General features: G+C 69.8%; 22 protein-coding genes and 1 tRNA gene. 7 read left to right on the forward strand and 16 right to left on the reverse strand.

Going from position 1 to position 23,641, the window contains the following annotated elements:
• Positions 1 to 35 precede the first annotated feature (35 nt).
• The 4 genes from F0415_RS07080 to rplM form a co-directional block, all read right to left on the reverse strand.
• The gene (locus F0415_RS07080; RefSeq protein ID WP_149860500.1) at positions 36 to 1,100 is read right to left on the reverse strand and encodes a cyclic nucleotide-binding domain-containing protein; all 1,065 of its coding nucleotides are present in this window, start codon (positions 1,098 to 1,100) and stop codon (positions 36 to 38) included.
• 123 nt (positions 1,101 to 1,223) lie between these two features.
• Positions 1,224 to 1,297 (reverse strand) — tRNA-Gln (locus tag F0415_RS07085).
• 35 nt (positions 1,298 to 1,332) lie between these two features.
• Positions 1,333 to 1,725 (reverse strand): 30S ribosomal protein S9, encoded by a 393-nt coding sequence (gene rpsI / locus F0415_RS07090; RefSeq protein ID WP_149860501.1) that lies wholly within the window; start codon positions 1,723 to 1,725, stop codon positions 1,333 to 1,335.
• A gap of 11 nt (positions 1,726 to 1,736) precedes the next feature.
• Positions 1,737 to 2,168 carry a 50S ribosomal protein L13 gene (rplM, locus tag F0415_RS07095; protein ID WP_149860622.1) on the reverse strand — a complete coding sequence of 144 codons (432 nt, stop codon included), beginning with the start codon at positions 2,166 to 2,168 and terminating at the stop codon, positions 1,737 to 1,739.
• Positions 2,169 to 2,275: 107 nt separating this feature from the next.
• Here rplM and F0415_RS07100 point away from each other — a divergent pair, with 107 nt between their 5' ends.
• Positions 2,276 to 3,508: a (Fe-S)-binding protein gene (locus tag F0415_RS07100; protein WP_149860502.1), complete on the forward strand. Its 1,233-nt coding sequence runs from the start codon at positions 2,276 to 2,278 to the stop codon at positions 3,506 to 3,508.
• Positions 3,505 to 4,149 (forward strand): 2-polyprenyl-3-methyl-6-methoxy-1,4-benzoquinone monooxygenase, encoded by a 645-nt coding sequence (coq7, locus tag F0415_RS07105; protein ID WP_149860503.1) that lies wholly within the window; start codon positions 3,505 to 3,507, stop codon positions 4,147 to 4,149. The genes F0415_RS07100 and coq7 overlap by 4 nt, the downstream gene beginning before the upstream one ends.
• A 13-nt stretch (positions 4,150 to 4,162) precedes the next feature.
• On the opposite strand, the gene F0415_RS07110 is transcribed toward coq7, so the two are convergent.
• Positions 4,163 to 4,477, reverse strand: coding sequence for a DMT family transporter (locus tag F0415_RS07110; RefSeq protein WP_149860504.1), 315 nt, complete (start codon positions 4,475 to 4,477; stop codon positions 4,163 to 4,165).
• Positions 4,478 to 4,585: 108 nt separating this feature from the next.
• The gene (gene speD / locus F0415_RS07115) at positions 4,586 to 5,380 is read right to left on the reverse strand and encodes an adenosylmethionine decarboxylase (protein ID WP_149860623.1); all 795 of its coding nucleotides are present in this window, start codon (positions 5,378 to 5,380) and stop codon (positions 4,586 to 4,588) included.
• Between the two features lie 178 nt (positions 5,381 to 5,558).
• Here speD and crp point away from each other — a divergent pair, with 178 nt between their 5' ends.
• Positions 5,559 to 6,224, forward strand: coding sequence for a cAMP-activated global transcriptional regulator CRP (crp, locus tag F0415_RS07120; protein ID WP_149860624.1), 666 nt, complete (start codon positions 5,559 to 5,561; stop codon positions 6,222 to 6,224).
• Here crp and F0415_RS07125 read toward each other — a convergent pair.
• The 6 genes from F0415_RS07125 to F0415_RS07150 form a co-directional block, all read right to left on the reverse strand.
• On the reverse strand, positions 6,209 to 6,895 hold the full coding sequence (locus F0415_RS07125) for a haloacid dehalogenase-like hydrolase (RefSeq protein WP_149860505.1): 687 nt from the start codon (positions 6,893 to 6,895) through the stop codon (positions 6,209 to 6,211). The two genes, crp and F0415_RS07125, sit on opposite strands and share 16 nt — an antisense overlap.
• A 4-nt stretch (positions 6,896 to 6,899) precedes the next feature.
• Positions 6,900 to 7,688, reverse strand: a complete 789-nt coding sequence (gene trpC, locus F0415_RS07130; protein ID WP_149860506.1) for an indole-3-glycerol phosphate synthase TrpC — start codon at positions 7,686 to 7,688, stop codon at positions 6,900 to 6,902.
• Positions 7,685 to 8,035, reverse strand: coding sequence for an antibiotic biosynthesis monooxygenase family protein (locus tag F0415_RS07135; protein ID WP_149860507.1), 351 nt, complete (start codon positions 8,033 to 8,035; stop codon positions 7,685 to 7,687). The genes trpC and F0415_RS07135 overlap by 4 nt, the downstream gene beginning before the upstream one ends.
• 3 nt (positions 8,036 to 8,038) lie before the next feature.
• The gene (gene trpD, locus F0415_RS07140; protein WP_149860508.1) at positions 8,039 to 9,073 is read right to left on the reverse strand and encodes an anthranilate phosphoribosyltransferase; all 1,035 of its coding nucleotides are present in this window, start codon (positions 9,071 to 9,073) and stop codon (positions 8,039 to 8,041) included.
• Between the two features lie 2 nt (positions 9,074 to 9,075).
• A complete protein-coding gene (locus F0415_RS07145) occupies positions 9,076 to 9,681 on the reverse strand; it encodes an anthranilate synthase component II (RefSeq protein ID WP_149860509.1) in 606 nt (201 codons plus the stop codon).
• Positions 9,682 to 9,901: 220 nt separating this feature from the next.
• Entirely contained in the window at positions 9,902 to 10,726 is an 825-nt protein-coding gene (locus tag F0415_RS07150; RefSeq protein ID WP_149860510.1) for a hypothetical protein, read from the reverse strand.
• Between the two features lie 194 nt (positions 10,727 to 10,920).
• Between F0415_RS07150 and F0415_RS07155 the strand changes: the two genes are divergently transcribed.
• The 3 genes from F0415_RS07155 (at position 10,921) to F0415_RS07165 (ending at position 15,194) form a co-directional block, all read left to right on the forward strand.
• Positions 10,921 to 12,282: a metal-dependent hydrolase family protein gene (locus F0415_RS07155; protein WP_149860511.1), complete on the forward strand. Its 1,362-nt coding sequence runs from the start codon at positions 10,921 to 10,923 to the stop codon at positions 12,280 to 12,282.
• A 48-nt stretch (positions 12,283 to 12,330) separates the two neighbouring features.
• A complete protein-coding gene (locus F0415_RS07160) occupies positions 12,331 to 12,810 on the forward strand; it encodes a phosphate-starvation-inducible PsiE family protein (RefSeq protein WP_149860512.1) in 480 nt (159 codons plus the stop codon).
• A 161-nt stretch (positions 12,811 to 12,971) separates the two neighbouring features.
• The gene (locus F0415_RS07165) at positions 12,972 to 15,194 is read left to right on the forward strand and encodes a TonB-dependent receptor (RefSeq protein WP_149860513.1); all 2,223 of its coding nucleotides are present in this window, start codon (positions 12,972 to 12,974) and stop codon (positions 15,192 to 15,194) included.
• Between the two features lie 73 nt (positions 15,195 to 15,267).
• Here the strand turns inward: F0415_RS07165 and F0415_RS07170 are convergent, their stop codons facing one another.
• The 4 genes from F0415_RS07170 to pdsR all read right to left on the reverse strand — a co-directional run bounded on the left by F0415_RS07170 (position 15,268) and on the right by pdsR (position 21,409).
• Entirely contained in the window at positions 15,268 to 17,016 is a 1,749-nt protein-coding gene (locus F0415_RS07170) for a sensor domain-containing diguanylate cyclase (protein ID WP_149860514.1), read from the reverse strand.
• Positions 17,017 to 17,025: 9 nt separating this feature from the next.
• Complete coding sequence (gene trpE / locus F0415_RS07175; protein ID WP_149860515.1) at positions 17,026 to 18,501, reverse strand: anthranilate synthase component I; 1,476 nt, start codon at positions 18,499 to 18,501, stop codon at positions 17,026 to 17,028.
• Between the two features lie 201 nt (positions 18,502 to 18,702).
• The gene (locus F0415_RS07180; RefSeq protein WP_149860516.1) at positions 18,703 to 20,715 is read right to left on the reverse strand and encodes an ATP-binding protein; all 2,013 of its coding nucleotides are present in this window, start codon (positions 20,713 to 20,715) and stop codon (positions 18,703 to 18,705) included.
• Position 20,716: 1 nt separating this feature from the next.
• Positions 20,717 to 21,409, reverse strand: coding sequence for a proteobacterial dedicated sortase system response regulator (pdsR, locus tag F0415_RS07185; RefSeq protein ID WP_149860517.1), 693 nt, complete (start codon positions 21,407 to 21,409; stop codon positions 20,717 to 20,719).
• A gap of 174 nt (positions 21,410 to 21,583) precedes the next feature.
• On the opposite strand from pdsR, the gene F0415_RS07190 reads away from it, so the two are divergent.
• A complete protein-coding gene (locus F0415_RS07190) occupies positions 21,584 to 23,548 on the forward strand; it encodes a marine proteobacterial sortase target protein (RefSeq protein WP_188310319.1) in 1,965 nt (654 codons plus the stop codon).
• Positions 23,549 to 23,641 lie beyond the last annotated feature (93 nt).

Consider the following 23,641-nt stretch of genomic DNA (forward strand, 5'->3'; position numbering starts at 1 on the left):
CCCGGCAGGCGGTGGAGGCAGCCGGCGCGGCGGTGTCAGGCGGCCGTCGGGCTGCGGCCGGCCATCATGCGCAGCATGGCGCCCAGGCCACCGTGCAGGGCGCTGACCTCGTAGCCCATGCGCTTGAGCACGAAGGCCGCTGCCGCCGATCGTTCGCCGGTGTTGCAATAGACCACCAGCCTGGCACCCGGCGCGACCGCATTGCCGATGTCCTCGCGCAGCCGGTACAGCGGGATGTTGATCGAGCCGTCGATGGCCCTTTGCGCATGCTCCTCCGGCATGCGCACGTCGAGCAGGACCGCGCCTGCCTGCACCTGGCGCGCGGCGTCGGCGGGCAGCACCCAGGAAAGCATCGGCGGCTTCAGCACCGCTTCGAAGGCATCGCGCGACAAGCGCATCAGCTGGCCGCCCTGCATCATCCGCACCGTGGCGTTGCGCGGCAGGTTCGACAGCAGGGCGTCCTCGCCGAAGGTATCGCCCTCGCGCAGGTAGGCCACCACCTGCGGAGCGCCGTCCAGATACTTGGACACCGAGGCGGTGCCGGAACGAACGACGTAGAAATAGTCGGCCGGGTCGCCCTCGCGCATCACCACCTCGCTGGGCTTGACCGTCACCGGCTCGAACAGCTGGAACATCTTTTCGATGTTGCCGGTCGGCAGGCGGGCGAAGGCCTGGCTGCGCAGCAGGCGGAACACCCAGTCGTTGCCACCCGGTCCCGGAGCGAAATGCCGGTAGTTGTCATCGCGGCTGAGCTGGTCCCAGGTGATCACCTTCTCCAGGTAGCGGCGATCGACCCGCATCACCTTGGCGCGCGCCGACACCGCCTTGGCGGTGAAGCGGCGCGGCACGGCATCGTTGAGCGGGTAACGGCCGTGCGGGGCGTTGGCGACGTGGGCGACGCTGCGGCCGTCCGGATAATCGCAGCGCAGTTCGCCGTCGAGCAGGTAGATGGTGTCCTCGTCGAGATCGCCGGCCTCGAAGACGTTCTCGTGGCGCTGATACTCCGACACCACCGCCTCGCGGGCGAGGTGGTCGCGGGTTTCCTGCCGCAAGGAGTCCAGCGGGAACAGGCGGGCCAGTTCGGTGACGGGTACGGGCATGGCGCGTGATCCGGCGAAAGCTGCACCGAGTCTATCGCCCCGTTCAGGTTGGCGGTAGGGCTTGGGCCGACTTGCCCGCCCCGGCCAAAAAGGAAGGGCCCCCGTTTGGGGGCCCTTCCTTTTTGGCTGGGGGACTAGGATTCGAACCTAGATAGGCAGAGTCAGAGTCTGCAGTCCTACCATTAGACGATCCCCCAATTCGGGAAAGCGCCGGGAGTCTAGCGCAAACGGATCAGCGCTTGGAGTACTGGGTGGCGCGGCGGGCCTTGTGCAAGCCGACCTTCTTGCGCTCGACCTCGCGGGCGTCACGGGTCATCAGGCCCGCCTTGCGCAGTTCCGGCTTGAGGCTCTCGTCGTACTCGACCAGGGCGCGGGCCAGGCCCAGACGGATGGCGCCGGCCTGGCCGGTGATGCCACCACCCTCGACGGTGATCTTGACGTCGAACTTTTCCGCGGTCTGGGTGACCTCGAGCGGCTGACGCACGATCATGCGCGAGGTCTCGCGACCAAAGAAGTCCTCGATCGAACGGCCGTTGATTTCGATGTTGCCCGAACCCGGACGCAGGAACACCCGCGCGGTGGACGACTTGCGACGGCCGGTGCCGTAGTTCTGCTGCAGAGCCATGAATGCCTACCTTAGCCTTGGATGTCCAGCGCCTTCGGCTGCTGGGCGCTGTGCGGATGCTCGGAGCCCTTGTACACCTTGAGCTTCTTGAACATGGCGCGGCCGAGCGGGTTCTTGGGCAGCATGCCCTTGACGCCGATCTCGATGACGCGCTCCGGGTGCGACTCGAGGGCCTGGGCCAGGGTCTCGGTCTTCAGGTTGCCGACGTAGCCGGTGAACCGGTGATACTTCTTGTCCTGAAGCTTGGTGCCGGTGACGGCGATCTTCTCGGCGTTGATCACGACGAGGTAATCGCCGGTGTCCACGTGCGGGGTGAACTCGGGCTTGTGCTTGCCGCGCAGCCGGCGCGCGAGCTCCGAGCACAGGCGACCCAGGGTCTTGCCGGTGGCATCGACCACATACCAGTCGCGCTTGACGGTCTCCGGCTTGGCGCTGACGGTCATGGACTTCATGACGGCTCCAAAGGGAATCGGGGTGGAAAGACGCGGAATGATAGCGGCCGGGCCCGATCCACGCAAGTCCGCCGACCGCCGCGTGATACCATGCCGCCATGCCCGCCACGCCCGCACCGGCGCCCCGTGCCGAGCCCGACGGCCCCGCCGGAGAGCGGGCCGTCCTGGCCGCCCTGGCCGATCGCTGCGTGCAATGCGGCCTGTGCCTGCCGCACTGCCCCACCTACCGGCTGGACCGCAGCGAGGCGGAATCGCCGCGCGGACGCATCGCCTATGTCAAGGCCGTGGCCGAAGGCCGGCTCGAACCCGGCGCCCTCGGCGACCGGCATCTGGACCACTGCCTGGGCTGTCGCCGCTGCGAAGCGGTCTGCCCGGCCGGGGTCTCCTACGGCGACCTGCTGACCGGCGCCCGGGCCGTCCAGGCCCGGCGGCGCAGGCGCCCGTGGCGCGAACGCCTGGTACTGGCCCTGATGGCCCGGCCACGCTGGCTGGTCGGGCTGGCCAGCCTCTACCGCTGGCTGGGGCCGGTCTGGCCCCGGGCCTGGCGTCCGGCCGGCCTGCCACCTCCGCCCGGCCAGCGGGCTGGCGGAAGGCAGCCGAACCCAGGGTTCCCCGCACCCGCCCCTGGCGCCGTGGCGGGCGCGCCACCCGCCGCCCCTGCCGACGACGACCGGCCGGCCCTGTTCGTCGGTTGCGTCGCCGGCCCCTGGGAGGCTCCGGCCAGGGCCGCCCTGGTCCGGCTCTGCGCCGCCGCCGGCATGGCCCTGGACACGCCGGCCGGCCAGGGCTGCTGCGGCACCGCCGCCCGCCATGCCGGCGATCCCGCTGGCGCCGACCGCCTGGACATCGCCAACCGCCGGGCCTTTGCCGGTCGGACACGGGTGCTGTGCCTGGCCAGCGGCTGCCAGGATGCCCTGGCCCGCAGCCTGGGCCCGGACACCCGGGTCGAGGACGCCGTGGCGGCGCTGGAGGCGCGGGCCGACCGCCTGCGTTTCCGCAACGCCGGCGCACGCCGCGTGGCCCTGCACGTCCCCTGCAGCCAGCGCAACGTGCTGCGCACCGACGGCAGCCTGCGCCGGCTGTTGGCCCGGGTCCCGGGACTGGACCTGGTGGAACTGCCCGATACCGGCTGCTGCGGCGCCGCCGGCCTGCATCAGCTTTCCGAACCGACCCGCGCCGCCGCCCTGCGGCAAGCCCTGCTGGAGTCCCTGGCCGGCAGCGGCGCCGGCGAACTGCTCTCGGCCAACATCGGCTGCCGCCTGCACCTGGCCGGCGGCACTACAATCCCCGTCCGCCACCCCGTCGAATTCCTGGCCGAGCACCTGGCATGAACGCTGTCCGCCACTACTCCCTGTTCGACCGCCTGTTGATCGAGGCCCAGCACGCGCTGGACACCAGCCTGGGCACGGCCCATGCGGAGCGGCCGAACCCGGCCGGAACCCTGCCCGAGGCCCCGCTGGACGAGCCGGCCCGCCGCCATGCCGCCGGGCTGATGCGCGTCAACCATACCGGCGAGGTCTGCGCCCAGGCCCTGTACCTGGGCCAGGCCGCGGTGGCCCGCGACCCCGCCACCCGCAGCCAGTTGCTGCAGGCCGCCCAAGAGGAAACCGACCACCTGGCCTGGTGCGCCGACCGCCTGCACGAGCTGGACAGCCGGCCCAGTCTGCTCAACCCGCTGTGGTACGCCGGCAGCTGGGCCATCGGCGCCGCCGCCGGCCTGCGCGGCGACGGCTGGAACCTGGGTTTCGTGGTCGAGACCGAGCGCCAGGTCGAGGCCCATCTGGAAGAACACCTGGACACCCTGCCGCCCGGCGACCGGCGCAGCCGGGCCATCCTGCAGGTGATGAAGGACGACGAGGTCCGCCACGCCGACAAGGCCCAGGCCGCCGGCGCCCGCGTCCTGCCGCCGCCGATCCCGTCGCTGATGGCCTTCGCCTCGAAGGTGATGAAGGCGGTCGCCTACCGGGTCTGAGGCCGTACCGGCTTCAGCCCACGAACTTCAGGCCGACCACGCCGGCCACGATCAGAGCGATGCACAGCAGGCGTGGCCACGCGGCCGGCTCGCCGTAAAGCATGATGCCCAGCAAGGCCGTGCCCAGCGCGCCGATGCCCACCCAGACGGCGTAACCGGTGCCCAGCGGGATCTCCCGCAGGGCCAGCGCCAGGCACCAGAAGCTGGCGATGGTGCCCAGCACCGTCACCACGATCGGCCAGGGCCGGGTGAAACCCTCCGAGGCCTTCAGGCCCCAAGCCCAGACGATTTCCAGCAGACCCGCCGCCAGCAGCCAGACCCATGCCATGTGCCGCCCTCCCGGTTGGATGAAAAGAAAACGGCCCGGGACTGCCGTCCCGGACCGCCGTCGGTATCGTCCGCCGGTCGCCCGGCGCGGGCCGTTCCGTCTCGCGCCTCAGTCGACCAGGTTGCGGCCGTGGAACAGCTCCTCGATCTCGCGCCTGAGCTGCTGCTCGATCCGCATGCGGTCCTTGAAGCCGAGGTTCTTGGCCTTCTCCTCGAACAGGTAGGTGTCCAGGTCGAACTCCTTGAGATGCATCTTCGTGTGGAACAGGTTCTCCTGGTACACGTTGACGTCGATCATCTCGTACTTGTTCTTGATCGGCTTGGACAGGAAATCCTGGATCGAGTTGATCTTGTGGTCTATGTAGTGCTTCTTGCCCTTCACGTCGCGGGTGAAGCCGCGCACGCGGTAGTCCATCACCACGATGTCGGACTCGAAGCTTTCGATCAGGTAGTTCAGGGCCTTCAGCGGCGAGATCACCCCGCAGGTGGCCACGTCGATGTCGGCGCGGAAGGTGGCGATGCCGTTGTGCGGATGGGTTTCCGGATAGGTGTGTACGGTGATGTGCGACTTGTCCAGGTGCGCCACCACGGCATCAGAGATCAACTCCCTGCCGGCAGCCTTCTTGTCGATCACCGGTTCCTCGGAAATGAGGATGGTCACCGACGCGCCCTGCGGGTCGTAGTCCTGGCGGGCCACGTTCAGGATGTTGGCGCCGATGATCCTGGCCACCTCGGTCAGGATCTGGGTCAGGCGCTCGGCGTTGTAGGCCTCGTCGATGTACTCGATGTAGCGCTGGCGCTGCTCCTCGCTGACCGCGTAGCAGACGTCGTAGATGTTGAAGCTGAGGGCCTTGGTGAGGTTGTTGAACCCCTGGAGCCTCAGGCGCGGGAGCGGCTTGACCACGGTGGCGTCCTCGCGGGAGGGGTGGATCGGAAGGGGGCGCATTATCCGGCAATCGCCCCCCCGGGGAAACCTCGGGTCTCCGGCATTGCCGCGACCTGCGTCACGGCCTAAGCTGAACGGCGCGCATGCCCCGGGCCCTGCCCGGCCACCGCCCCAATCAGGAGTCCCTCCGATGGCGATGTCCCCGCTCAAGCCCGTCAACAGCCCGCTGGCGCCCGATGCCGCCGCGCTGGGCCGGTTTCTCGACCACTGCCACCGCCGGCGCTATCCCAGCCGCAACGACGTGTTCCGTCCGGGGGCCCCGGCCAGCTCGCTCTATTACGTGATCAGCGGTTCGCTCAGCGTCATCAGCGAGGAACCGGACGGCCGCGAGCTGGTGCTCAGCTACATCAACGCCGGCGAGTTCATCGGCGAGATGGGCCTGTTCTTTTCCGCCGACGAGCGCGCGGTAGTGGTGCGCACCCGCACCCCCTGCGAGCTGGCCGAGATCAACTACGACCGCCTGCATCAGCTGTTCGCCGGCCCGCTGGCCGCCGAATGCCCGCGCATCCTGTACGCCATCGGCCTGCAGCTGTCCAAGCGCCTGCTGGACACCAGCCGCAAGGCCAGCCGCCTGGCCTTCATGGACGTGACCGGGCGCATCCAGCGCACGCTGCAGGACCTCTGCCAGGAACCGGACGCCCTCTCGCATCCGCAGGGCACGCAGATCCGGGTCTCGCGCCAGGAACTGGCCAGGATCGTCGGTTGCAGCCGCGAAATGGCCGGTCGCGTGCTCAAGCAACTGCAGGAACAGGGCGTGCTGCACGCCCGCGGCAAGACCATCGTGGTCTACGGCACCCGCTGAACCGGCCGCCAGGCCAGCACCTCGAAGCCGCCACGCAGGCGCCGTTCGACCCGGGTCAGGCTGCGCCGGTCCGGCCCGACCAGAACCGGCCTGGCGGTTTCGCACAGCAGCGGCAGGTCGCGGGCGCTGTCGCTGTACACCGCCGCGAAGGGCGGCCGGATCCCGGCCCGGGCCAGAGCCTCCAGCTTGCGCGGGCCGACCGTGTGCTCGACGCCGACGTAGCCGCCCAGCGCCGGCCGCACCCGCGAACCGACCACCTCGACCTCGGGCTGGCCCAGGGCCCGCCACAGGTCGCGCGCCAGCCTCTGCTCGGAGCCGGTGACGATCACCACCCGCTCGCCCGCCGCCAGGTGGGCATGCAGGCGCGCCACCGCCGGCGCGATCAGCAGTTGCCCGCGGCGGTGGGCGCACTGGCGCAGAAAGTCCTCACGGGCCTCGGCCAGCGCCTGCTCGGTGCGGCCGACCGTGGCCAGCCAGGTGTAGAAGCCGGCCGGCAGCCAGGCGCTGCGCCACCAGGCGAAGGCCGGCGACAGCAGCGGAAAACTCAGGCCGGCGATCAGCCGGCGCAGCGGGTCGGTCGCCAGCAGCTCGCGCAGCCAGGCCGCTGCGGTATCACCCCGCACCAGGGTGCCGTCGAAATCGAACAGGACGGTGCCGGGCGCGCTGGCCATGGCCTCAACCGAACAGGCGGGCCAGTTCGGCGCCGGGATCGGGGGCGCGCATGAAGGTTTCGCCGACCAGGAAGGCGTGCACGCCGTGGCGCCGCATCAGGGCGACGTCCTCGGCCGTGGCGATGCCGCTTTCGGTCACCGGCAGGCGGTCGGGCGGCAGGGCCGGCAGCAGGTCCAGGGTGGTCTGCAGCGAGACCCGGAAACTGCGCAGGTCGCGGTTGTTCACCCCCACCAGGGGCGTGCCGAGCTGCAGGGCGCGCTCCAGCTCGTCCAGGTCGTGCACCTCGACCAGCACGTCCATGCCCAGGTCCATGGCCAGGTGCGACAGGCGCGCCAGGGCCTCGTCGTCCAGGGCGGCGACGATCAGCAGGATGGCATCGGCGCCGATCAGGCGCGCCTCCCAGACCTGGTACGGGTGGACGGTGAAGTCCTTGCGCAGCACCGGCAGGGTACAGGCGGCACGGGCCTGGCGCAGGCAGTCGTCGCTGCCCTGGAAGAAATCCATGTCGGTGAGCACCGACAGGCAGGCGGCACCGCCGCGCTCGTAGCTGACGGCGATCGCCGCCGGATCGAAATCCGGCCGGATCACGCCCTTGCTTGGGCTGGCCTTCTTCACCTCGGCGATCACCGCCGCCTGGCCGGCGGCGATGCGCCGGCGCAGCGCCTGGGCGAAGCCGCGGGTGGGCGGCAGGTCGCGGCAGCGGGCGGCAAGCTCGGCCAGCGGCAGCGCCGCCGAGCGCTCGCGAACTTCCTCCGCCTTGCGGCGCAGGATGGCCTGCAGGATGTCGCTCATTCCGCGCCCGCCCTGGCTGGACCACCGTAGGCGCGTTCGACCCGGGCCACGCGCAGTTCGAAATGGGCATACCAGGCCTCGCGGCCCCGGACGCGGGCGGCGGCATGTTCGCCGTGCCGGCGCCAGGCGGCGATCGCTTCCTCGCTTTCCCAGTAGCTGACGGTGATGCCGAAGCCGTCTTCGCCACGCACCGATTCCACGCCCAGGAAACCCGGCATGGTGGCGGCCAGTTCGACCATGCGCTGCGCCGTCTCACCGTAGCCGTCGTCCGGCCCCTGGCGCTGGTTGCTGAAGATGACCGCGTAATACGGCGGCCTGGGCGTGGACGCGAAACCCGAACCTGACATTGCTCACTTCCCCGCAAGGCGACGGGTAACCGCCACGAAACGATCCAGGCAACGACGTGCCTCGCCGCTGGCCATGGCCCGGCGCGCTCGCTCGATGCCGTCGGCGATGGACACCGCCACCCCGGCCGCGTACAGGGCGGCGCCGGCGTTGAGGGCGACGATCTCGCGGGCCAGGCCGTCCTTGTCGTCCAGCGCCTCCAGCACCATGGCCACCGACTGCTCGGCGTTCTCGACCCGCAGGTTGCGCGAGGCGGCCATGGGAATACCAAAATCCTCGGGATGAATCTCGTATTCGACGACTTCGTCGCCGCGCAGCTCGCCGACCAGGGTGGCGGCGCCCAGCGAGATTTCATCCATGCCGTCGCGGCCCCAGACCACCAGGGCCCGGCGCGCGCCCAGCCGCTGCAGCACCCGCACCTGGATGCCGACCAGGTCGGGATGGAACACCCCCATCAGGATGTTCGGCGCGCCGGCCGGATTGGTCAGCGGGCCAAGGATGTTGAACAGGGTGCGCACGCCGAGCTCGCGACGCACGCCGGCGACGTTTTTCATCGCCGGGTGGTGGATCGGCGCGTACATGAAGCCGATGCCGGTCTCGGCGATGCAGGCAGCCACCTGCGCCGGCTGCAGCTCGATGGCTGCGCCCAGCGCCTCCAGCGCGTCGGCGCTGCCGGATTTGGAGGACACGCTGCGGTTGCCGTGCTTGGCCACCTTGGCTCCGGCCGCCGCCACCACGAACATGCTGGCGGTGGAGATGTTGAAGGTGTTGGCGCCGTCGCCGCCGGTGCCGACGATGTCCACGAAGTTGTGCGCATCCGGCACTTCCACCCTGGCGGAGAATTCGCGCATCACCCGCGCCGCGCCGGCGATCTCGCCGACGGTTTCCTTTTTCACCCGCAGGCCGGCCAGCAGGGCGGCTGTCATCACCGGCGACACCTCGCCGCGCATGACCTGACGCATCAGCTCGACCATCTCGTCGTGGAAGATCTCGCGGTGTTCGATCACGCGCTGCAGCGCGTCCTTCGGACTGATCGGCATGCTCAGGCCTCGGCGGGCGCGGCCACGCGTCCCTGCGCCAGGAAGTTGCGCAACAGGTCGTGGCCATGCCGGGTCAGGATGGATTCGGGGTGGAACTGCACGCCTTCTACCGGCAACTCGCGGTGGCGCAGGCCCATGATTTCGTCCATGGACCCGTCCGGGCGCTCGGTCCAGGCGGTGATCTCCAGGCAGTCCGGCAGCGATTCGCGTTCGACCACCAGGGAGTGGTAGCGGGTGGCCTCGAACGGATCCGCCAGACCGGCGAACACGCCCAGACCGCGGTGCCGGATCGGCGAGGTCTTGCCGTGCATGATGGTCCGCGCCCGCACCACCCTGCCGCCGAAGGCCTGGCCAATGGCCTGATGGCCCAGGCAAACGCCCAGAATGGGGACGGTGCCAGCCAGTTCGCGCAGCACCGCCAGCGACACTCCCGCCTCGTTGGGGGTGCAGGGCCCGGGCGAGATGACGATGCGCGAGGGCCGGAGCGCGGCGATGCCGGCCACGTCCAGCTCGTCGTTGCGCACTACCCGCACCTCCTCCCCCAGCTCGCCGAAGTACTGCACGAGGTTGTAGGTAAAGGAGTCGTAGTTATCGATCATCAGCAGCATGGGCCACTCTACGCGATTGATTGCTCGGGGTTTCCGACCCCGACTGCCGGGTCCGCATGCCGGAGGCCTCATGCCTGCGGCGCCCGGCCGGCCGATGCCGGGCGGCCGCGGACGGCCATTTTGCCTCAGCGGAACCGCAGCCGGACAGCGGTTGCGCCGGAAGCCGCCCCGGACGGCGCCGATGCCGCCGGCCAGGTCCCTCTCGGCCAGCCGCACGCGCTCAGAACCGCAACATCATCGCCAGTTGCAGACCGCGGGTTTCCAGGTCGACGTCGCCGTCGTAACGGGAGCGCCTGAAATCCAGTCTCACGTCGTTGTAGTTGTAACGCAGCGAAAAACCCGCATGGCCCCAGGGAAACCATTCCAGCCTGGCCTGCGCGTCGATCGCCTCGCCGGCGATCTCCCCTCCCGGCTTCTTCACATACGATGCGGCCAGGCCCCAGCGCCAGTTCGGCGACAGCGACCGCACGTACTCGCCGTGAAGCATGGGCGCCCACGCCTGCTCGCGGAATCGCTGGAAGCTCGATCGGGGCTGCCCGTTCACCTCGTAGTCGGCCGCCAGGCTCACCGTAAGGTCGTAATTGACTGCACCCAGGCCCAGACCCAGCGCGTGGCGTTCGCCCCGGCGGAAGAACCAGGTGTATGAAGCGCCGATGACGCCGATGTCCAGTGCGCCGGCAAGGCTTGCGTCCACGGGATACGCGTCATCGCGGATGCGCAGGCTACGGTCTATCCTGCGCGCGCTGGTGTCGTCGTAGTCGTAGCCGAACACCTCGAGCTTGTGCCGACGTCCCTCGCCGAAGCTGCCCCCGGCGTTCCAGTACAGCGCACGTTCCCTTTCGTCAAAACCGAGGTCGCCCTGGAAATCGAAGCGTGTCCCGACCGTGCCATCGGCCGCATCCCAACGTCCTGACAGGCCGTTGGCCGACCTGTAGACGCCCAGCGAGACGTAGGCCCGGTCCACAGGGGCGATCGGTTCGCGGGCCTGCGGCGACGCGGACGCCGCAAGCAGCGCCCACGGCAACAACCGGATCGGATTCTTCACGGTCTGGGCTCCCTCGGACGGATGGATCCAGGCAACCCCGGTTCCCGACCCATGCACGGATCGCCGGCGCCGCATGGGCATCCTATACGAGCGCCGTGTGCTTGCAACCGCAGCGACCCCGGGCTAATTTCGTCGGCGAACCGGGGAACATCGACCGCAACGCCAGCCGGCACCGGGGTGCCATAGGGGGCGATATGAGCGTTCTTCTTCCGTGCTTGCGGCTGGTCGTACTCGCCGGCCTGGCGCTGGCGACCGTCCCGTCCTCAGGGCAAGCCTTCCAAACGGATACGGTCGACAGGGCAATCCTGTTCCGGAACGTCAGGATCTTCGACGGCAAGGCGACCACGCTGTCGCCGCCCTCCCATGTGCTGGTGGTCGGGAACCGCATCCGGACGATCTCCCGCCAGCCGCTGACGCCGGACCCAAGCCTGAACGCCCGCGTCATCGAAGGCGGCGGCCGCACGCTGATGCCTGGCCTGATCGACGCCCATTGGCATTCGATGCTGATCGCGCCCGACCTGATGACGGCGATGACCGCCGATGTCGGTTACCTGAACCTGCTGGCGGCCGACGTCGCGGAGCAAACCCTGATGCAGGGATTCACCAGCGTGCGGGACATGGGCGGGCCATCGTTCGGGCTAAAGCGCGCCATCGACACCGGGCTGGTTCCGGGGCCGCGCATCTTCCCCTCCGGCGCGATGATCTCGCAGACGGGCGGACACGGCGACTTCCGCCTGCCACACGAGGTGCCGCGCGCCGCCGGCGAGCTCAGTCACTTCGAGCGGATGGGCGCCGCCATGATTGCCGACGGACCGGATGCCGTCCGCACGCGCGCCCGCGAGCAACTGATGCTCGGCGCCAGCCAGATCAAGTTGATGGCCGGCGGCGGCGTGAGCTCGCTGTACGACCCGCTGGACGTCAGCCAGTACACCGTCGAGGAACTCCGCGCCGCTGTGGAGGCCGCGGAGAACTGGGGCACCTACGTCGCCGTGCACGCCTACACCTCGCGCGCGGTGCGCAATGCTATCGAGGCCGGCGTGAAATGCATCGAACACGGCCAGCTGGTGGACGAAGACACGGCACGATTGATGGCCAGGAACGGTACCTGGTGGAGCCTGCAGCCGTTCCTGGACGACGAGGATGCCAACCCGAAGGAGGGCGAGTCGCGGCGCAAGCAGCTGATGGTGTCGGAAGGCACCGACCGTGCTTTCGCCCTGGCCAGGAAGTACGGCATCAACGTGGCGTTCGGCACTGACATCCTGTTCAACCGCAAGGGCATGCCGCGGCACAACGCCCAGCTGGCCAAGCTTGCCCGCTGGTACACGCCGGGCGAGGTGCTGCGGATCGCCACCGGCGACAACGGTCGGCTGCTGGCCTTGTCCGGAGAGCGCTCCAGCTATCGCGGCCGCCTGGGCGTGATCGAGGAAGACGCACTGGCGGACCTGCTTCTGGTGGACGGTGATCCAGTCGCCGACATCGGCCTGATCGAGGACCCGGCGCGCAACTTCGTCGTCATCGTCAAGGACGGCCGCATCGTCAAGAACTCGCTGGATTGAACCACGCCGTCCGGCGTCCACCGTCGGAACCGGCTCCGGGAGGGTGCCTTGCAAAACCCACTGATACAGCGTCTGGAGAAGCTGGTCTCCATCTTCCTGACCGCCATCCTGGTCGCCTACATCCTGGTGGAGATGGTCGAGCTCGCCTACCAGTTCGGCAAGGCAGTGATCTCCACCGAGGGCGAGGAGGGGCGCCTGCTGATCACCAAGGAACAGACGCGGGAAGTGCTTCCGGTGTTCTTCAGCATCCTGATCGCGACCGAGCTGATCAACACGCTGAACTTCTACGTCAGGGAACACCTGATACTGATCCGGAGCATCCTGCTCATCGGCCTCATGGCCATCGGCCGCAAGCTGCTGACGGTGGATCTTGTCCACCTGGAAGGCGCCACCGTGCTGGGCATCGCCGCGCTGATCCTGGCGCTGGCGACGGGCCATTACCTCATGGGAAGGTCGTCCGGATCCGGCATTGGCCCTTCCGCTTCATCCGGCGACCGCGCCGGCGGTCGGGACCGGCCTTCCTCCTGAGATAGCCCCCGGGCCCTGCCAACGGCGCGGCCGGACAGGCCTTCCTTGGCCGATCAGGCAGACGCGAAAGGCTATCGTTTGCACTTGATAACCGTTCTCAAATAATATGTGGGCCGGCGCGGCAGCCCGCGCCATCTCCCAACCCACTTCCCTGGATTCCCATGGACCGTACTGCCCCATTCCTCGCCGCGGCGCCGCTTGCCGTGGCCATCGCCACCTGCCTGGCGGCCCTGCCCGCGCATGCGGACACCGCCGTCGACCAGTCCGAGACGCCCGCCGCCGCTCAGCGCGCCGCCGCCGATGCCGAAAGGGTCGAGGCCGCCGACGGCACCGAGTACCTCCCGGCGGTCGAAGTGGTCGGCAAGGCCGAATACCACTACGTCGAGCGCAACATCAGCAGCGCGACCCGCACCGACACGCCATTGCTCGACGTGCCGCAATCCATCACGGTGGTCACCGGCGACCTGATCGACGATACCGCGATGCGCGGCCTGGCCGATGTCGTGCAGTACGTGCCCGGTGCCGGCATGGCCCAGGGCGAAGGCCACCGCGACGCTCCTGTGTTGCGCGGCAATACCTCCACCGCCGACCTGTTCGTCAACGGCATGCGCGACGACGTGCAGTACTTTCGCGACCTGTACAACGTCGAACGGGTGGAGGTGCTGAAGGGTCCGAACGCGATGATCTTCGGCCGCGGCGGTACCGGCGGCGTCATCAACCGGGTGACCAAGCAGGCCGATTGGGAGGCCGACTCCGAAGTCACGCTCCAGCTGGGCTCGTGGAACCGTCGCCGCCTGACCGCCGACGTCGGCGAGGGCGTGAATGACAATGTCGCCTTCCGTGTCACCGCCCTTTATGAGGACAGCGAAAGCTTCCGCGACGCATTCGGGCTCGAACGCTGGGGCGTCAATCCTTCCCTGGCCTTCCGGATCGGCGAGAACACGGTGATCCACGCCGACGTCGAGCACTTCCAGGACGAGCGCACCACCGATCGCGGTCTGCCCTCCTACGCCGATCCGTTCGGCGGCCGGCGCCTGCCGGTCGAGGTCGGCCGCTCGGTGTTTTTCGGCGACCCGGACAACAGCATGGCCGACTTCGAGGTCAACGCCTTCAACCTGCTGATCGAGCACGGCTTCGGTGACGGCGCGCTGCTGCGCAACCGCACCCGCTGGGCCGATTACGACAAGTTCTACCAGAACGTCTATCCGGGCGGCCCGGCACGCTTCAACTCGACGACCGGCGAATTCGAGGTCGCGATCAGCGCCTACAACAGCGCCACCAAGCGCGAGAACCTGCTCAACCAGACCGACCTGTTGTTCGACTTCGCCACCGGCGCGGTCGAGCACCGCCTGCTGGCCGGGCTAGAGTTCGGTCGCCAGGAGAGCGACAACCGCCGCCTGACCGGACTCTTCCCCGGCAACACCTGTTACGGCGCGGTCACCACCTCCTCGTTCTGCGTGCCGCTGTCGAACCCGCGCTACAGCGGTCCGGTCACCTTCTTCCAGAGCGCCACCGACGCCGACAACCGGGTCGTGGCGAACGTCGCCGCGGCCTACCTGCAAGACCAGATCGAGTTCTCGCCGCAGTGGCAGGCGGTGCTCGGCCTGCGTTACGACCGTTTCGAGGTGGATTTCCACAACCGCCGCAACGGCACCAACATCACCACCGAGGACAATCTCTGGTCGCCGCGCGCCGGCCTGATATACAAGCCGGATGAACAGGTTTCGCTGTACGCGAGTTACGGCCTCACCTACCTGCCCCGCTCGGGCGAACAGATGAGCTCGCTGACCCCGTCCAACGCTGCCTTCGACCCGGAGGAGTACGAAAACCGCGAGATCGGCGCCAAGTGGGACATCAGGCCCGACCTTTCGCTGACCGCCGCCCTGTATCGGCTCGAACGCAGCAACGTGATCGCTCCCGACCCGGCCGACCCGACCCGCTCCATCCTGGTGGACGGCGAGCGCATCAAGGGCGTGGAGATTGGTCTGGCCGGCAACATCACCGAGGCCTGGCGGGTGATGGGCGCCTACGCCTGGCAGGACGGCGAGATCCTGACCGGCGCCGACCGCGGCAATCGCCCGGCCAACCTTCCTGAGGAAACGGCCTCGCTCTGGAACCGCTACGACTTCAACACGACCTGGGGCGTTGGCCTTGGCGTGATATACCGCGGCGAGTTCTTCGCCCAGACCAACAACGCGGTCACGCTGAAGAGTTTCACCCGCTACGACGCGGCCCTGTACTACACCCCGTCCGAGCGCGTCGAAGTTCAGCTCAACGTCGAGAACCTGTTCGACAAGCGCTATTTCGTTTCCGCGCACAACGACAACAACCTCTCGCCGGGCTCGCCGCGCGCAGCCTATGTGAGCCTGACGCTCAACTTCTGATGGTCTTGTCCCGGCCGGCGAACGCCGGCCGGTTTCGAAGCCCGGGAAAGCCCGCGCAAGCGGGCTTTCCCGTTCAGGTGCCCGCCGCCACTTCCACCCTATTGCGACCGTTTCGCTTGGCCCGGTACAGGGCATCGTCGGCGGCGGCCAGCAGGCGCTCGGGGGCTCTCAGCACGTCGCCAGCGCGGATAGGGAAGCCGGCGACGCCGACGCTGACGGTTACCGTCACGCTGGCATGACCGATGCTGATGGTGCCGGCCGCCTCGACCGCGGCACGCAGGCGCTCGCCCAGCTGGGCGGCGGCGCCGAGGGGCGTATCCACCGCCAACACGGCGAATTCCTCGCCACCGATGCGGGCGAGCAAGTCGTTGCCGCGCACCTGCTCTTCCAGCAGCAGGGCGATGCGGCGCAGGACGGCATCGCCGGCCGGATGGCCGTGACGGTCGTTGATGCTCTTGAAGTGGTCGATGTCCAGGCAAATCAGGGCCAACGGCTTGCCGATCTCGGCAGCGCGGCTGGCCTCGCGCGCCAGCTGGTCGCCGAAGCGGCGGCGGTTGGCCAGGCCGGTCAGGGCATCGGTCATGGCCAGCACCTCCAGCTGCGCATTGGCTTCGTTGAGCTCCTGGGTGCGTTCGCGCACGCGCTGTTCCAGCTCGCGGTTCAACTGGGTGAGGTCGGCTTGGTGCCGGGTCAGTTCTTCCACCAGGGTGCGCAATGCCTCCGATAGCTGCCACGCTTCGCGGTAGCCACGCTCTGGCGGAAAGGTGGCACCGGGTTCACCCGCGCGGATCCGCTGGGCCGCCTGGGCCAGCTCGCGCAAGGGTGCGCCGATGACGCGGGCGACCAGGCTGGCGACCAGCAGGAACAACAAGGCAATGGCCAGCGACAGCAGCCAGATCTGCCGGGTGAGGTCGGCCACCGGCGCCAGGGCCAGGTCCGCGTCCTTGCGCACCAGCACGGTCCAGCCCAGGGACTCGAAGGTGGGCCGGCCCATGGTCGGCGCATAACCCACCAGGTATTCCTTGCCGTCGGGCCAGGATTCCAGGCTCGAGCCGTGCCGGCCGGAGGCCGCGGCCCTGGCCGAGGGCAGCTCGAGCACCTGGTCGCGCCAGGCCTCCGGTCCCAGCACCACGCGGCGGCCGCGGTCGAGTACGAACACTTCCGCCGGGTCGCGCTCGGCCATCGGCTGGCGCAGGGACTGGCGCATCGTCTCGGCCCAGCTGGAAGACAGGCGCCCGGCGATCACCCCGACCACGACGCCGTGGTCGTCATGGATGGGCGCCGCGACGTCGATCAGGCGCAGCGGCTCGCCGGCCGGCACCGGCAGCACCTCGGCCAGCATGGGTGCTTCCCGCAGGTCGCCGACATGCGGCTCGCGTCGGGCGGACTGAAACCAGGGGCGGTCTGACACGTCGCGACCCTCGAGCAGGCCGCGGCTGGCCACCAGCACTTCGCCGGAGGCGTCGGCAACGCCTATCCAGGCGTAGTCCGGGTAGTTCAGCTGCATCAGGCTGAACAGATCGCGCAGGGTTTCCTCGTTGCGCAAGGGATCGTCCATGCCCGGCAGCAGGGCCAGGGCGCGCACGTCGTTCAGGCGCTCGAACAGGCCCTCGTCGAAACGGTCGGCCAGGGTACGGGCATTGGTTTCCAGGCGCAGACCGATGTCGCCACGCAACTTCTGGCCGGCGACACGCTGCACCAGCGACGACAGCGCCGCCACCAGTGCCAGCGCCAGCAGGCCGTAACTCAGGCCAAGCCACAGGCGCAACCCGGCGCGCCGGGGGCGAAGGCGTTCCAGCAGGTTTCGCGGAGCCAGGGCCACGCGCCGAGGTTATAGGCCCCCAGCCGCCTGCGCCACCGCCCGGAACAGGGCCCTGCCCTTGTTCAGCGTCTCCTCCCACTCCATCACCGGGTCGGAGTCGTGGACGATGCCGGCGCCGGCCTGCACGTGCAGCTTGCCATCCTGGATGACGGCAGTGCGGATGGCGATGGCGGTGTCGGCCTCGCCCCACCAATTGAGGTAGCCGACGGCGCCGGCGTAGATGCCGCGTTTGACCGGTTCCAGCTCGCGGATGATCTCCAGGGCGCGCACCTTGGGTGCGCCGCTGACGGTGCCAGCCGGGAAGGTGGCCTTGAGCACGTCGGAGAAGCCCAGTCCTTCGCGCACGGTGCCGCACACTTCGCTGACGATGTGCATCACGTGCGAGTAGCGCTCGATCACGAAGCTCTCGGGCAGGCGCACGCTGCCCGGCTCGGCGACGCGGCCGACATCGTTTCGGCCCAGGTCCACCAGCATCAGGTGCTCGGCGCGCTCCTTGGGATCGGCCAGCAGCTCGGCCTCGAGTGCTGTGTCCTGCTCTGGCGTGGCGCCGCGCGGGCGGGTGCCGGCGATCGGGCGCACGGTGACTCGGCCGCCCTGCAGGCGTACCAGCACCTCGGGCGAGCTGCCCACCACCTGGGTGTCGCCGAGGTCGAGGAAATACATGTAGGGCGAGGGATTCATCGCTCGCAGCGCACGGTAGACGTCGAGCGGGCGGGCGCGGAAAGGCACGCTCAGGCGCTGGCTGAGCACCACCTGGAAGATGTCGCCGGCGCGGATGTATTCCTTGCATTTCGCTACCGCGGCAAGGAAGCCTTCGCGGGTGAAGCCGGAGACGAAGTCGGCCTCGGCCGGCGGCTCGGCGCCGGGCAGGTCGGGATAGCTGGGGCCGGCGTGGCGCAGGCGGTGCGCCAGCTGGTCGAGGCGGCGCGCGGCGCGGGCGTAGGCCTGCGGTTCGGCCGGATCGGCGTGCACCACCAGGTAGAGCCGGCCCTTGAGGGTATCGAACACCGCTACTTCCTCGCTGAGCATGAGGAAGGCGTCGGCCGTGCCCAGGGTATCGGGCGGACCGCCTTCGGCCAGGCGCGGTTCGATCCAGCCGATGGCCTCGAAGCCGAAGTAGCCGACCAGGCCGCCGGTGAAGGGCGGCAGGCCGGGCAGGCGCGGCACCCGGTAGGCGGCACGCAGGCGGTCCACTTCCGCCAGCGGGTCGGCGAGTTCGCGGGTCTCGACTAGTTCGCCGTGGTCACAGGTTTCGAGCCTGTGGCCGCGGAAGGTCCAGGTGCGGCGCGCAGGCAGGCCGATGATGGAGTAACGGCCCCAGGTCTCGCCGCCTTCCACCGATTCCAGCAAATAGGCATGCGGGCCGTCGGCCAGTTTGAGATAGACGGTGAGCGGCGTGTCCAGGTCGGACAGGATCTCCCTCACCACCGGAATGCGGGTATGGCCTTCCGCGGCCAGCCGCTGGAACTCCTCCGCGCTGATCACGTCACCTCCATGGGCAGGCCCGCAGTATCCCATATCACCTCTTGATCTGACCCTTTGATCTGACCCTTTGATCTGACCCTTTGATCTGACCCTTTGATCTGACCCTTTGATCTGACCCTTTGATCTGACCCTTTGATCTGACCCTTTGATCTGACCCTTTGATCTGACCCCAGGGTCGCAACAAAGGGTCACAACAAAGGGTCAGATCAAATCCAGGTGGAGGGTGAATTCGACGCCGGTGGCGTCGGGAAGGTTGCGGGCTTCGGCGTGGCCACGGTGCAGTTCGGCTACCAGACGGACCACGTACAAGCCGAAACCGAGGTGGGGGGCGCCCTCGCTGCCGCGCGGCTTCTCGCGCAGGCTCACCAGGGAGTCGAACAGCCGGGTGCGCATGGCCTCCGGCAGCAAGGGGCCGGCATTGGCCAGCGAAACACGCGCGCCCCCGCCTTCCCGCGCCAGCGTCAGCCGCACCCAGCCGTCCTCCGGGCAGAAGCCGCGGGCGTTGTCCACCAGCTTGTCCAGGGCCTGCACGATCAGCTCCGGCGCGCCGCGGAAGGGCAGCGGCCCCTCAGGCAGGTCCACCCACAGCTCGCGCGGCGCCAGCAGGCCGCGGTAGGCCTCGGCGCAGTCGGCCAGCAAGGCGCGCAGGTCGAAGTCCTCGGGTTCGGCCACGGCGATGGCGTGTTCGATGCGGGTCACCTCGCTCATGGTCCGCACCAGCTTGCCCATGCGTTCTACGCCGTCGCGGGCCCGGCCCAGGTAGGGCTGGGCTTCGGCCGGCAGACCGGCGCTGTCGAGGTTGTCCAGCGAGGTGCGGACGATCGCCAGCGGCGTGCCCAGCTCGTGCGAGAGCTTGCCGGAGAGCGAGCGCAGGTAGTCGGTGTAGCCGGCCACCTGGTCGAGCAGACCGGCGAAGCTGCGCGAGAGGTCGCCGATCTCGTCGCGGGCCCTGGCGCGCGGGAAGGGCGTGACCCGGCCCTCGCGGTCCAGCGCCTTCTCGGCGGCATCGCGCAGGCGGCGGATGCGGCCGGCCAGGCGCGAGGCGTACCACAGCAGGGCGCCGCCGCTGATGCCGAAGGCCAGCAGACTGACGCCCAGCAGGTCGGAAAAGGCCTGGTCGGTCAACAGCAGCACCTCCGAATTCGAGCGCTCCAGCAGCAGCGCCGCCCGCACCTGCCCGTCCACCCGCACCGGCACCGCCGCCGACAGCAGCAGGCGCGCGCCGTAGGGATCGCGCCGCCAGGCCACCGCGGCCGTGCCGGCGATGGCCTGCGCCACTTCCTCGCGGGCGATGCCGCGGGCGTCGGCACGGTCGGCGGCGGTCTCGTCCACGTCGCGGAACAGCAGCGCCCGGTACAGGCCGCGCCGCCAGGGCAGCAGATCGTCCTCGCTGGGATCGGCAGCGATGGCGCCGGCCCGCGCCAGCACCCAGGCCTGGCGGTCGGCCAGGCGCGCACGCATGCCCGGCGGCGTCAGGGCCTGCAGTACCGGCTCCAGCGCGCCGACGTAACCGTGCAGCGGCCAAGCCTGGATCAGCTGCGCTCCCTGCACCGCCTCCAGGCTGCCGGCCAGCCGACGCCGACCCGCGGCATCGAGGTCGCGCGCCTCCACGCCCAGGGCGCGCAGGCCAAGATCCTGCGGCAACGCCAGTTCCACCGTGTAGCCGCCGGCACGCTCCCGCCACCAGCCCTCGACGCGGAAGGGCGGCGGCAGGCCGTCCTCGCCGGCCACTTTGAGCGGGCCGGCCTCGCCGTTGGCCAGGCGCAGCAGGTACTCGCCGTTGTTCGTGCGCAGGCGCAGGCGCAGACGGTCGAACTCCAGGTCACCAGGCCAATGCGCCTCGCCGCGCTGCCTGCTGGCATCGTCCACGTCCAGCAGCAGGAACACTTGCCCGCCGGCGCGCGCCACGCTGGCCCGCAGCCAGCCGCCCTCGCCGAAGCCGGTGGGACCGTCGGCAGCGCCCTGCCAGTCGTCGGCCCGGCCGTCCAGCCGCGGCGCGTAGTCCAGGCCGTGCGCGAACCAGCCCGGTCCCACCGCCGGCAGCGCTCCCGGCCGCACCGCGATGCCGCGGGCCATGGCCTCGGCCGAGGCCAGCAGGGCCTGTTCCTGGCCCTGACGCAGCAGCCCCTCCATTTCACGCACGAAGCGCCAGCCGGCCCAGGGCAGCGCCAGGATGGACAGCGCCACCAGCAGCAGCTTGGCGCGCAGCGACATCTCAGGCCCGCCAGCGGTAGCCGGCGCCGTGCACGGTCTCGATCTCGTCGAAGGCCGGATCCAGGGCCTGGAACTTGCGCCGGATGCGCTTGATGTGCGAGGTGATGGTGGCGTCGTCCACCACCACCTGCGCCTCGCGCATCAGTTGCTCGCGGCTCTTGACGTGGCCGGGATAACGCACCATCGCGTGCACCATCCAGAACTCGGTGACCGTCAGCGCGACCTCGGCGCCGTTCCAGGTCACCCGCATGCGCTCGACTTCCAGGGTGAGCCCGCGCAGCCGGAACACCTGTTCGCGCGCCGCCGCCGGCCCGGTCAGCGCGTCAAGGCGGCGGAACAGGGCGTGGATGCGCGCGGTCAGCTGCGGCAGGCTGGTGGCCTTGCTCAGGTAGTCGTCGGCGCCCAGGCGCAGGCCCGAGATCACGTCGAAGTCGGAGTCGCGCGCGGTCAGGAACAGGATAGGCAGGCTGGCCGAACGCGCCCGCAGCTCCCGGCACAGGTCGAAGCCGCCCTCCGGTTCGTCGCCCAGGCCGACGTCGATGATCACCAGGTCCGGCAGCTTCAGTGCGAAGGCGGCGCGGGCTTCGGCCCGGCCAGCGTAGGCCTGGACCGCGTAACCGTGCCGACGCAATGCCTCGGCATAGTTGTCGCGGATGGCGGGTTCGTCCTCGACGATGGCGACGATGCGTGACATGGCGGCCAGCCTAGCCAGCCGTCCCGGCGCCGGCAATGCGTTGCCCGCGAATCGCCAGATTTCGCCACCGTCCCGCCCGCGACCGGCCCCGGCGAGGACCGGCTGCGGCGCTGTCATGGCCCCACCCCCAGGGAGGCCGCCATGCCAAGCCATCGAATCACCCGCAAACCCCGCATGTTCCGTCGCCCTGCCCGCGCGTACCTGCAGGCCTGGCTGGCCGGCTTGCTGATGCTGCTGGCGCCGCTGGCCGGCGCCACCGGCGGGCTGGAGACGCCGGATCACGGCCTGCTGCTGCACGGGGATGGCCGCTGGATCGCCAGCCTGGCCATGGACACCACCGTGCACATGCGCGTGCACGGCCTGCTGGCCGAAGTGAGCGTGCGCCAGACCTACCGCAACGATGCCAGCCAGTGGCGCGAGGGCCGCTACTTGCTGCCCCTGCCGGAGAACGCCGCCGTCGGCGGCCTGAGCCTGCGCGTGGGCGAGCGCCTGATCGAGGGCGAGATCCGCGAGAAGGAACAGGCCCGCGCCACCTACGAGGCCGCCGCGGCCGCCGGCCTGCGCGCCAGCCTGGTCGGGCAGAACCGCCCCAACCTGTTCAGCACTGCGGTCGCCAACATCGGCCCCGGCGAGGAAGTGGAGATCGAGGTGCGTTACTGGCAGCCGGTGCGCTACCGCGACGGCGTCTTCTCCCTGCACCTGCCGCTGAGCCTGACCCCGCGCTACCTGCCCGACCGCGAGACCGACCAGGCCGGCCCGCGCGATCCCGAGCGGCTGCCGATGGCCGCGGCCGCGCAGGCCGCGCACGGCGCCCTCCCTCCGACCGTGGCCCTGACCGCCGAGGTCGAGCCAGGCCTGCCGCTGCAATCCATCTGCAGTCCCACGCATGCGGTGACAGTGGCGGCCGAGGGCTACACCTACCGGGTGACGCTGGCCGCCGGGGTGGTACCCGGCGACCGCGAGTTCGAACTGCGCTGGGAGCCGGTGCCCAGCCGGGCTCCGCGCAGCGCCGTCTTCACCGACCGCGTCGGCGGCGAGGACTACGCCCTGGTGATGCTGGTGCCGCCGACGCTGGAAACGCCGCCGCTGCCGCGCGAGCTGATCCTGGTGGTCGACACCTCCGGTTCGATGACCGGCGCGTCCATGGCCCAGGCCATCGAGGCCGCCGACCGCGCCCTGGCCCGGCTGCGCCCCGGCGACCGCTTCAACGTGATCCGCTTCGACGACAGCTTCGAACTGCTCTTCCCCGGGCCGGTGCCGGCCGAGCCGGCGGCGGTGGCCCGGGCCCGCGCCTTCGTGCGCTCGCTGCGCGCCGACGGCGGCACCGAAATGCTGCCGGCGCTGCGGGCCGCGTTCCAGGGCGCCGCGCCGACCGGCTACCTGCGCCAGGTGGTGCTGGCCACCGACGCCGCGGTCGGCAACGAGGACGAACTGCTGCGCCTCATCGAGAACGAACGCGGCGAGGCGAGGCTGTTCCCGGTCGGCATCGGCAGCGCCCCCAATGGTCACTTCCTGCGCAAGGCCGCCGAACTCGGCCGCGGCAGCCAGGTGCTGGTGCGCGACGTCAACGAAGTGGCCGAGGCCATGGATGGCCTGCTGGCCAAGCTCGATCACCCTGCCCTTCGCGACGTCCATGTGGATTGGCCGGGCGTGGCCGAGGCCTATCCCCGTCGCATCCCCGACCTCTACCGCGGCGAGGCGCTGCAGGTGGTGGCACGGCTGGAACGGCTGCAGGGCGTCGTCACCGTGCGCGGCCTGGGTCCGCAGCCCTGGAGCCGGCAGATCCCGCTCGGCGCCGAATCGGTGGCGCCGGCGCCTGGCGTGGCGCGGCTCTGGGCCCGCGCCCGCATCGACGAGCTGGAAGACCGCCTGCGCCGCGGCGGCGACGAGGGCGAGTTGCGCCCGCAGATCCTCGACGTCGCCCTGCGACACGGCCTGGTCAGCCGCTACACCAGCCTGGTGGCCGTGGATCGCACGCCGGCGCGGCCCGGGGGCGAAAGCCTGGGCAGCACCCGCATCGCCAATGCCACGCCCGACGGCTCCCTGGCCCTGGCCCAGGGCAGCACCGGCTGGTCGCGCGAACTGCTGCTCGCCCTGCTGCTCGGCCTGGGTGCCCTGCTGCTGCACCGGAGGAACTGAAGCATGACCGCCCGCCTGATCGCCTGCCTTGTCTGCACCGTGATGCTCTGCCTGTTGCGCGAAGACGCGACGGCCTGAACCCGGAGGAACCCC

Origin of the sequence: Arenimonas fontis, assembly GCF_008386465.1 — a bacterium.
Lineage (GTDB): Bacteria > Pseudomonadota > Gammaproteobacteria > Xanthomonadales > Xanthomonadaceae > Arenimonas > Arenimonas fontis.

Coding starts and splice junctions, on each gene's coding strand:
- rpsI (WP_149860501.1), bottom strand. CDS start 1,725: ATGGCTCTGCAGCAGAACTACGGCACCGGCCGTCGCAAGTCGTCCACC.
- F0415_RS07100 (WP_149860502.1), top strand. CDS start 2,276: ATGCCCGCCACGCCCGCACCGGCGCCCCGTGCCGAGCCCGACGGCCCC.
- F0415_RS07145 (WP_149860509.1), bottom strand. CDS start 9,681: ATGCTGCTGATGATCGATAACTACGACTCCTTTACCTACAACCTCGTG.
- F0415_RS07155 (WP_149860511.1), top strand. CDS start 10,921: ATGAGCGTTCTTCTTCCGTGCTTGCGGCTGGTCGTACTCGCCGGCCTG.
- F0415_RS07190 (WP_188310319.1), top strand. CDS start 21,584: ATGTTCCGTCGCCCTGCCCGCGCGTACCTGCAGGCCTGGCTGGCCGGC.
- trpD (WP_149860508.1), bottom strand. CDS start 9,073: ATGCCGATCAGTCCGAAGGACGCGCTGCAGCGCGTGATCGAACACCGC.
- F0415_RS07110 (WP_149860504.1), bottom strand. CDS start 4,477: ATGGCATGGGTCTGGCTGCTGGCGGCGGGTCTGCTGGAAATCGTCTGG.
- pdsR (WP_149860517.1), bottom strand. CDS start 21,409: ATGTCACGCATCGTCGCCATCGTCGAGGACGAACCCGCCATCCGCGAC.
- F0415_RS07080 (WP_149860500.1), bottom strand. CDS start 1,100: ATGCCCGTACCCGTCACCGAACTGGCCCGCCTGTTCCCGCTGGACTCC.
- crp (WP_149860624.1), top strand. CDS start 5,559: ATGTCCCCGCTCAAGCCCGTCAACAGCCCGCTGGCGCCCGATGCCGCC.
- trpC (WP_149860506.1), bottom strand. CDS start 7,688: ATGAGCGACATCCTGCAGGCCATCCTGCGCCGCAAGGCGGAGGAAGTT.
- rplM (WP_149860622.1), bottom strand. CDS start 2,168: ATGACCGTCAGCGCCAAGCCGGAGACCGTCAAGCGCGACTGGTATGTG.
- F0415_RS07165 (WP_149860513.1), top strand. CDS start 12,972: ATGGACCGTACTGCCCCATTCCTCGCCGCGGCGCCGCTTGCCGTGGCC.
- F0415_RS07125 (WP_149860505.1), bottom strand. CDS start 6,895: ATGGCCAGCGCGCCCGGCACCGTCCTGTTCGATTTCGACGGCACCCTG.
- F0415_RS07180 (WP_149860516.1), bottom strand. CDS start 20,715: ATGTCGCTGCGCGCCAAGCTGCTGCTGGTGGCGCTGTCCATCCTGGCG.
- coq7 (WP_149860503.1), top strand. CDS start 3,505: ATGAACGCTGTCCGCCACTACTCCCTGTTCGACCGCCTGTTGATCGAG.
- F0415_RS07135 (WP_149860507.1), bottom strand. CDS start 8,035: ATGTCAGGTTCGGGTTTCGCGTCCACGCCCAGGCCGCCGTATTACGCG.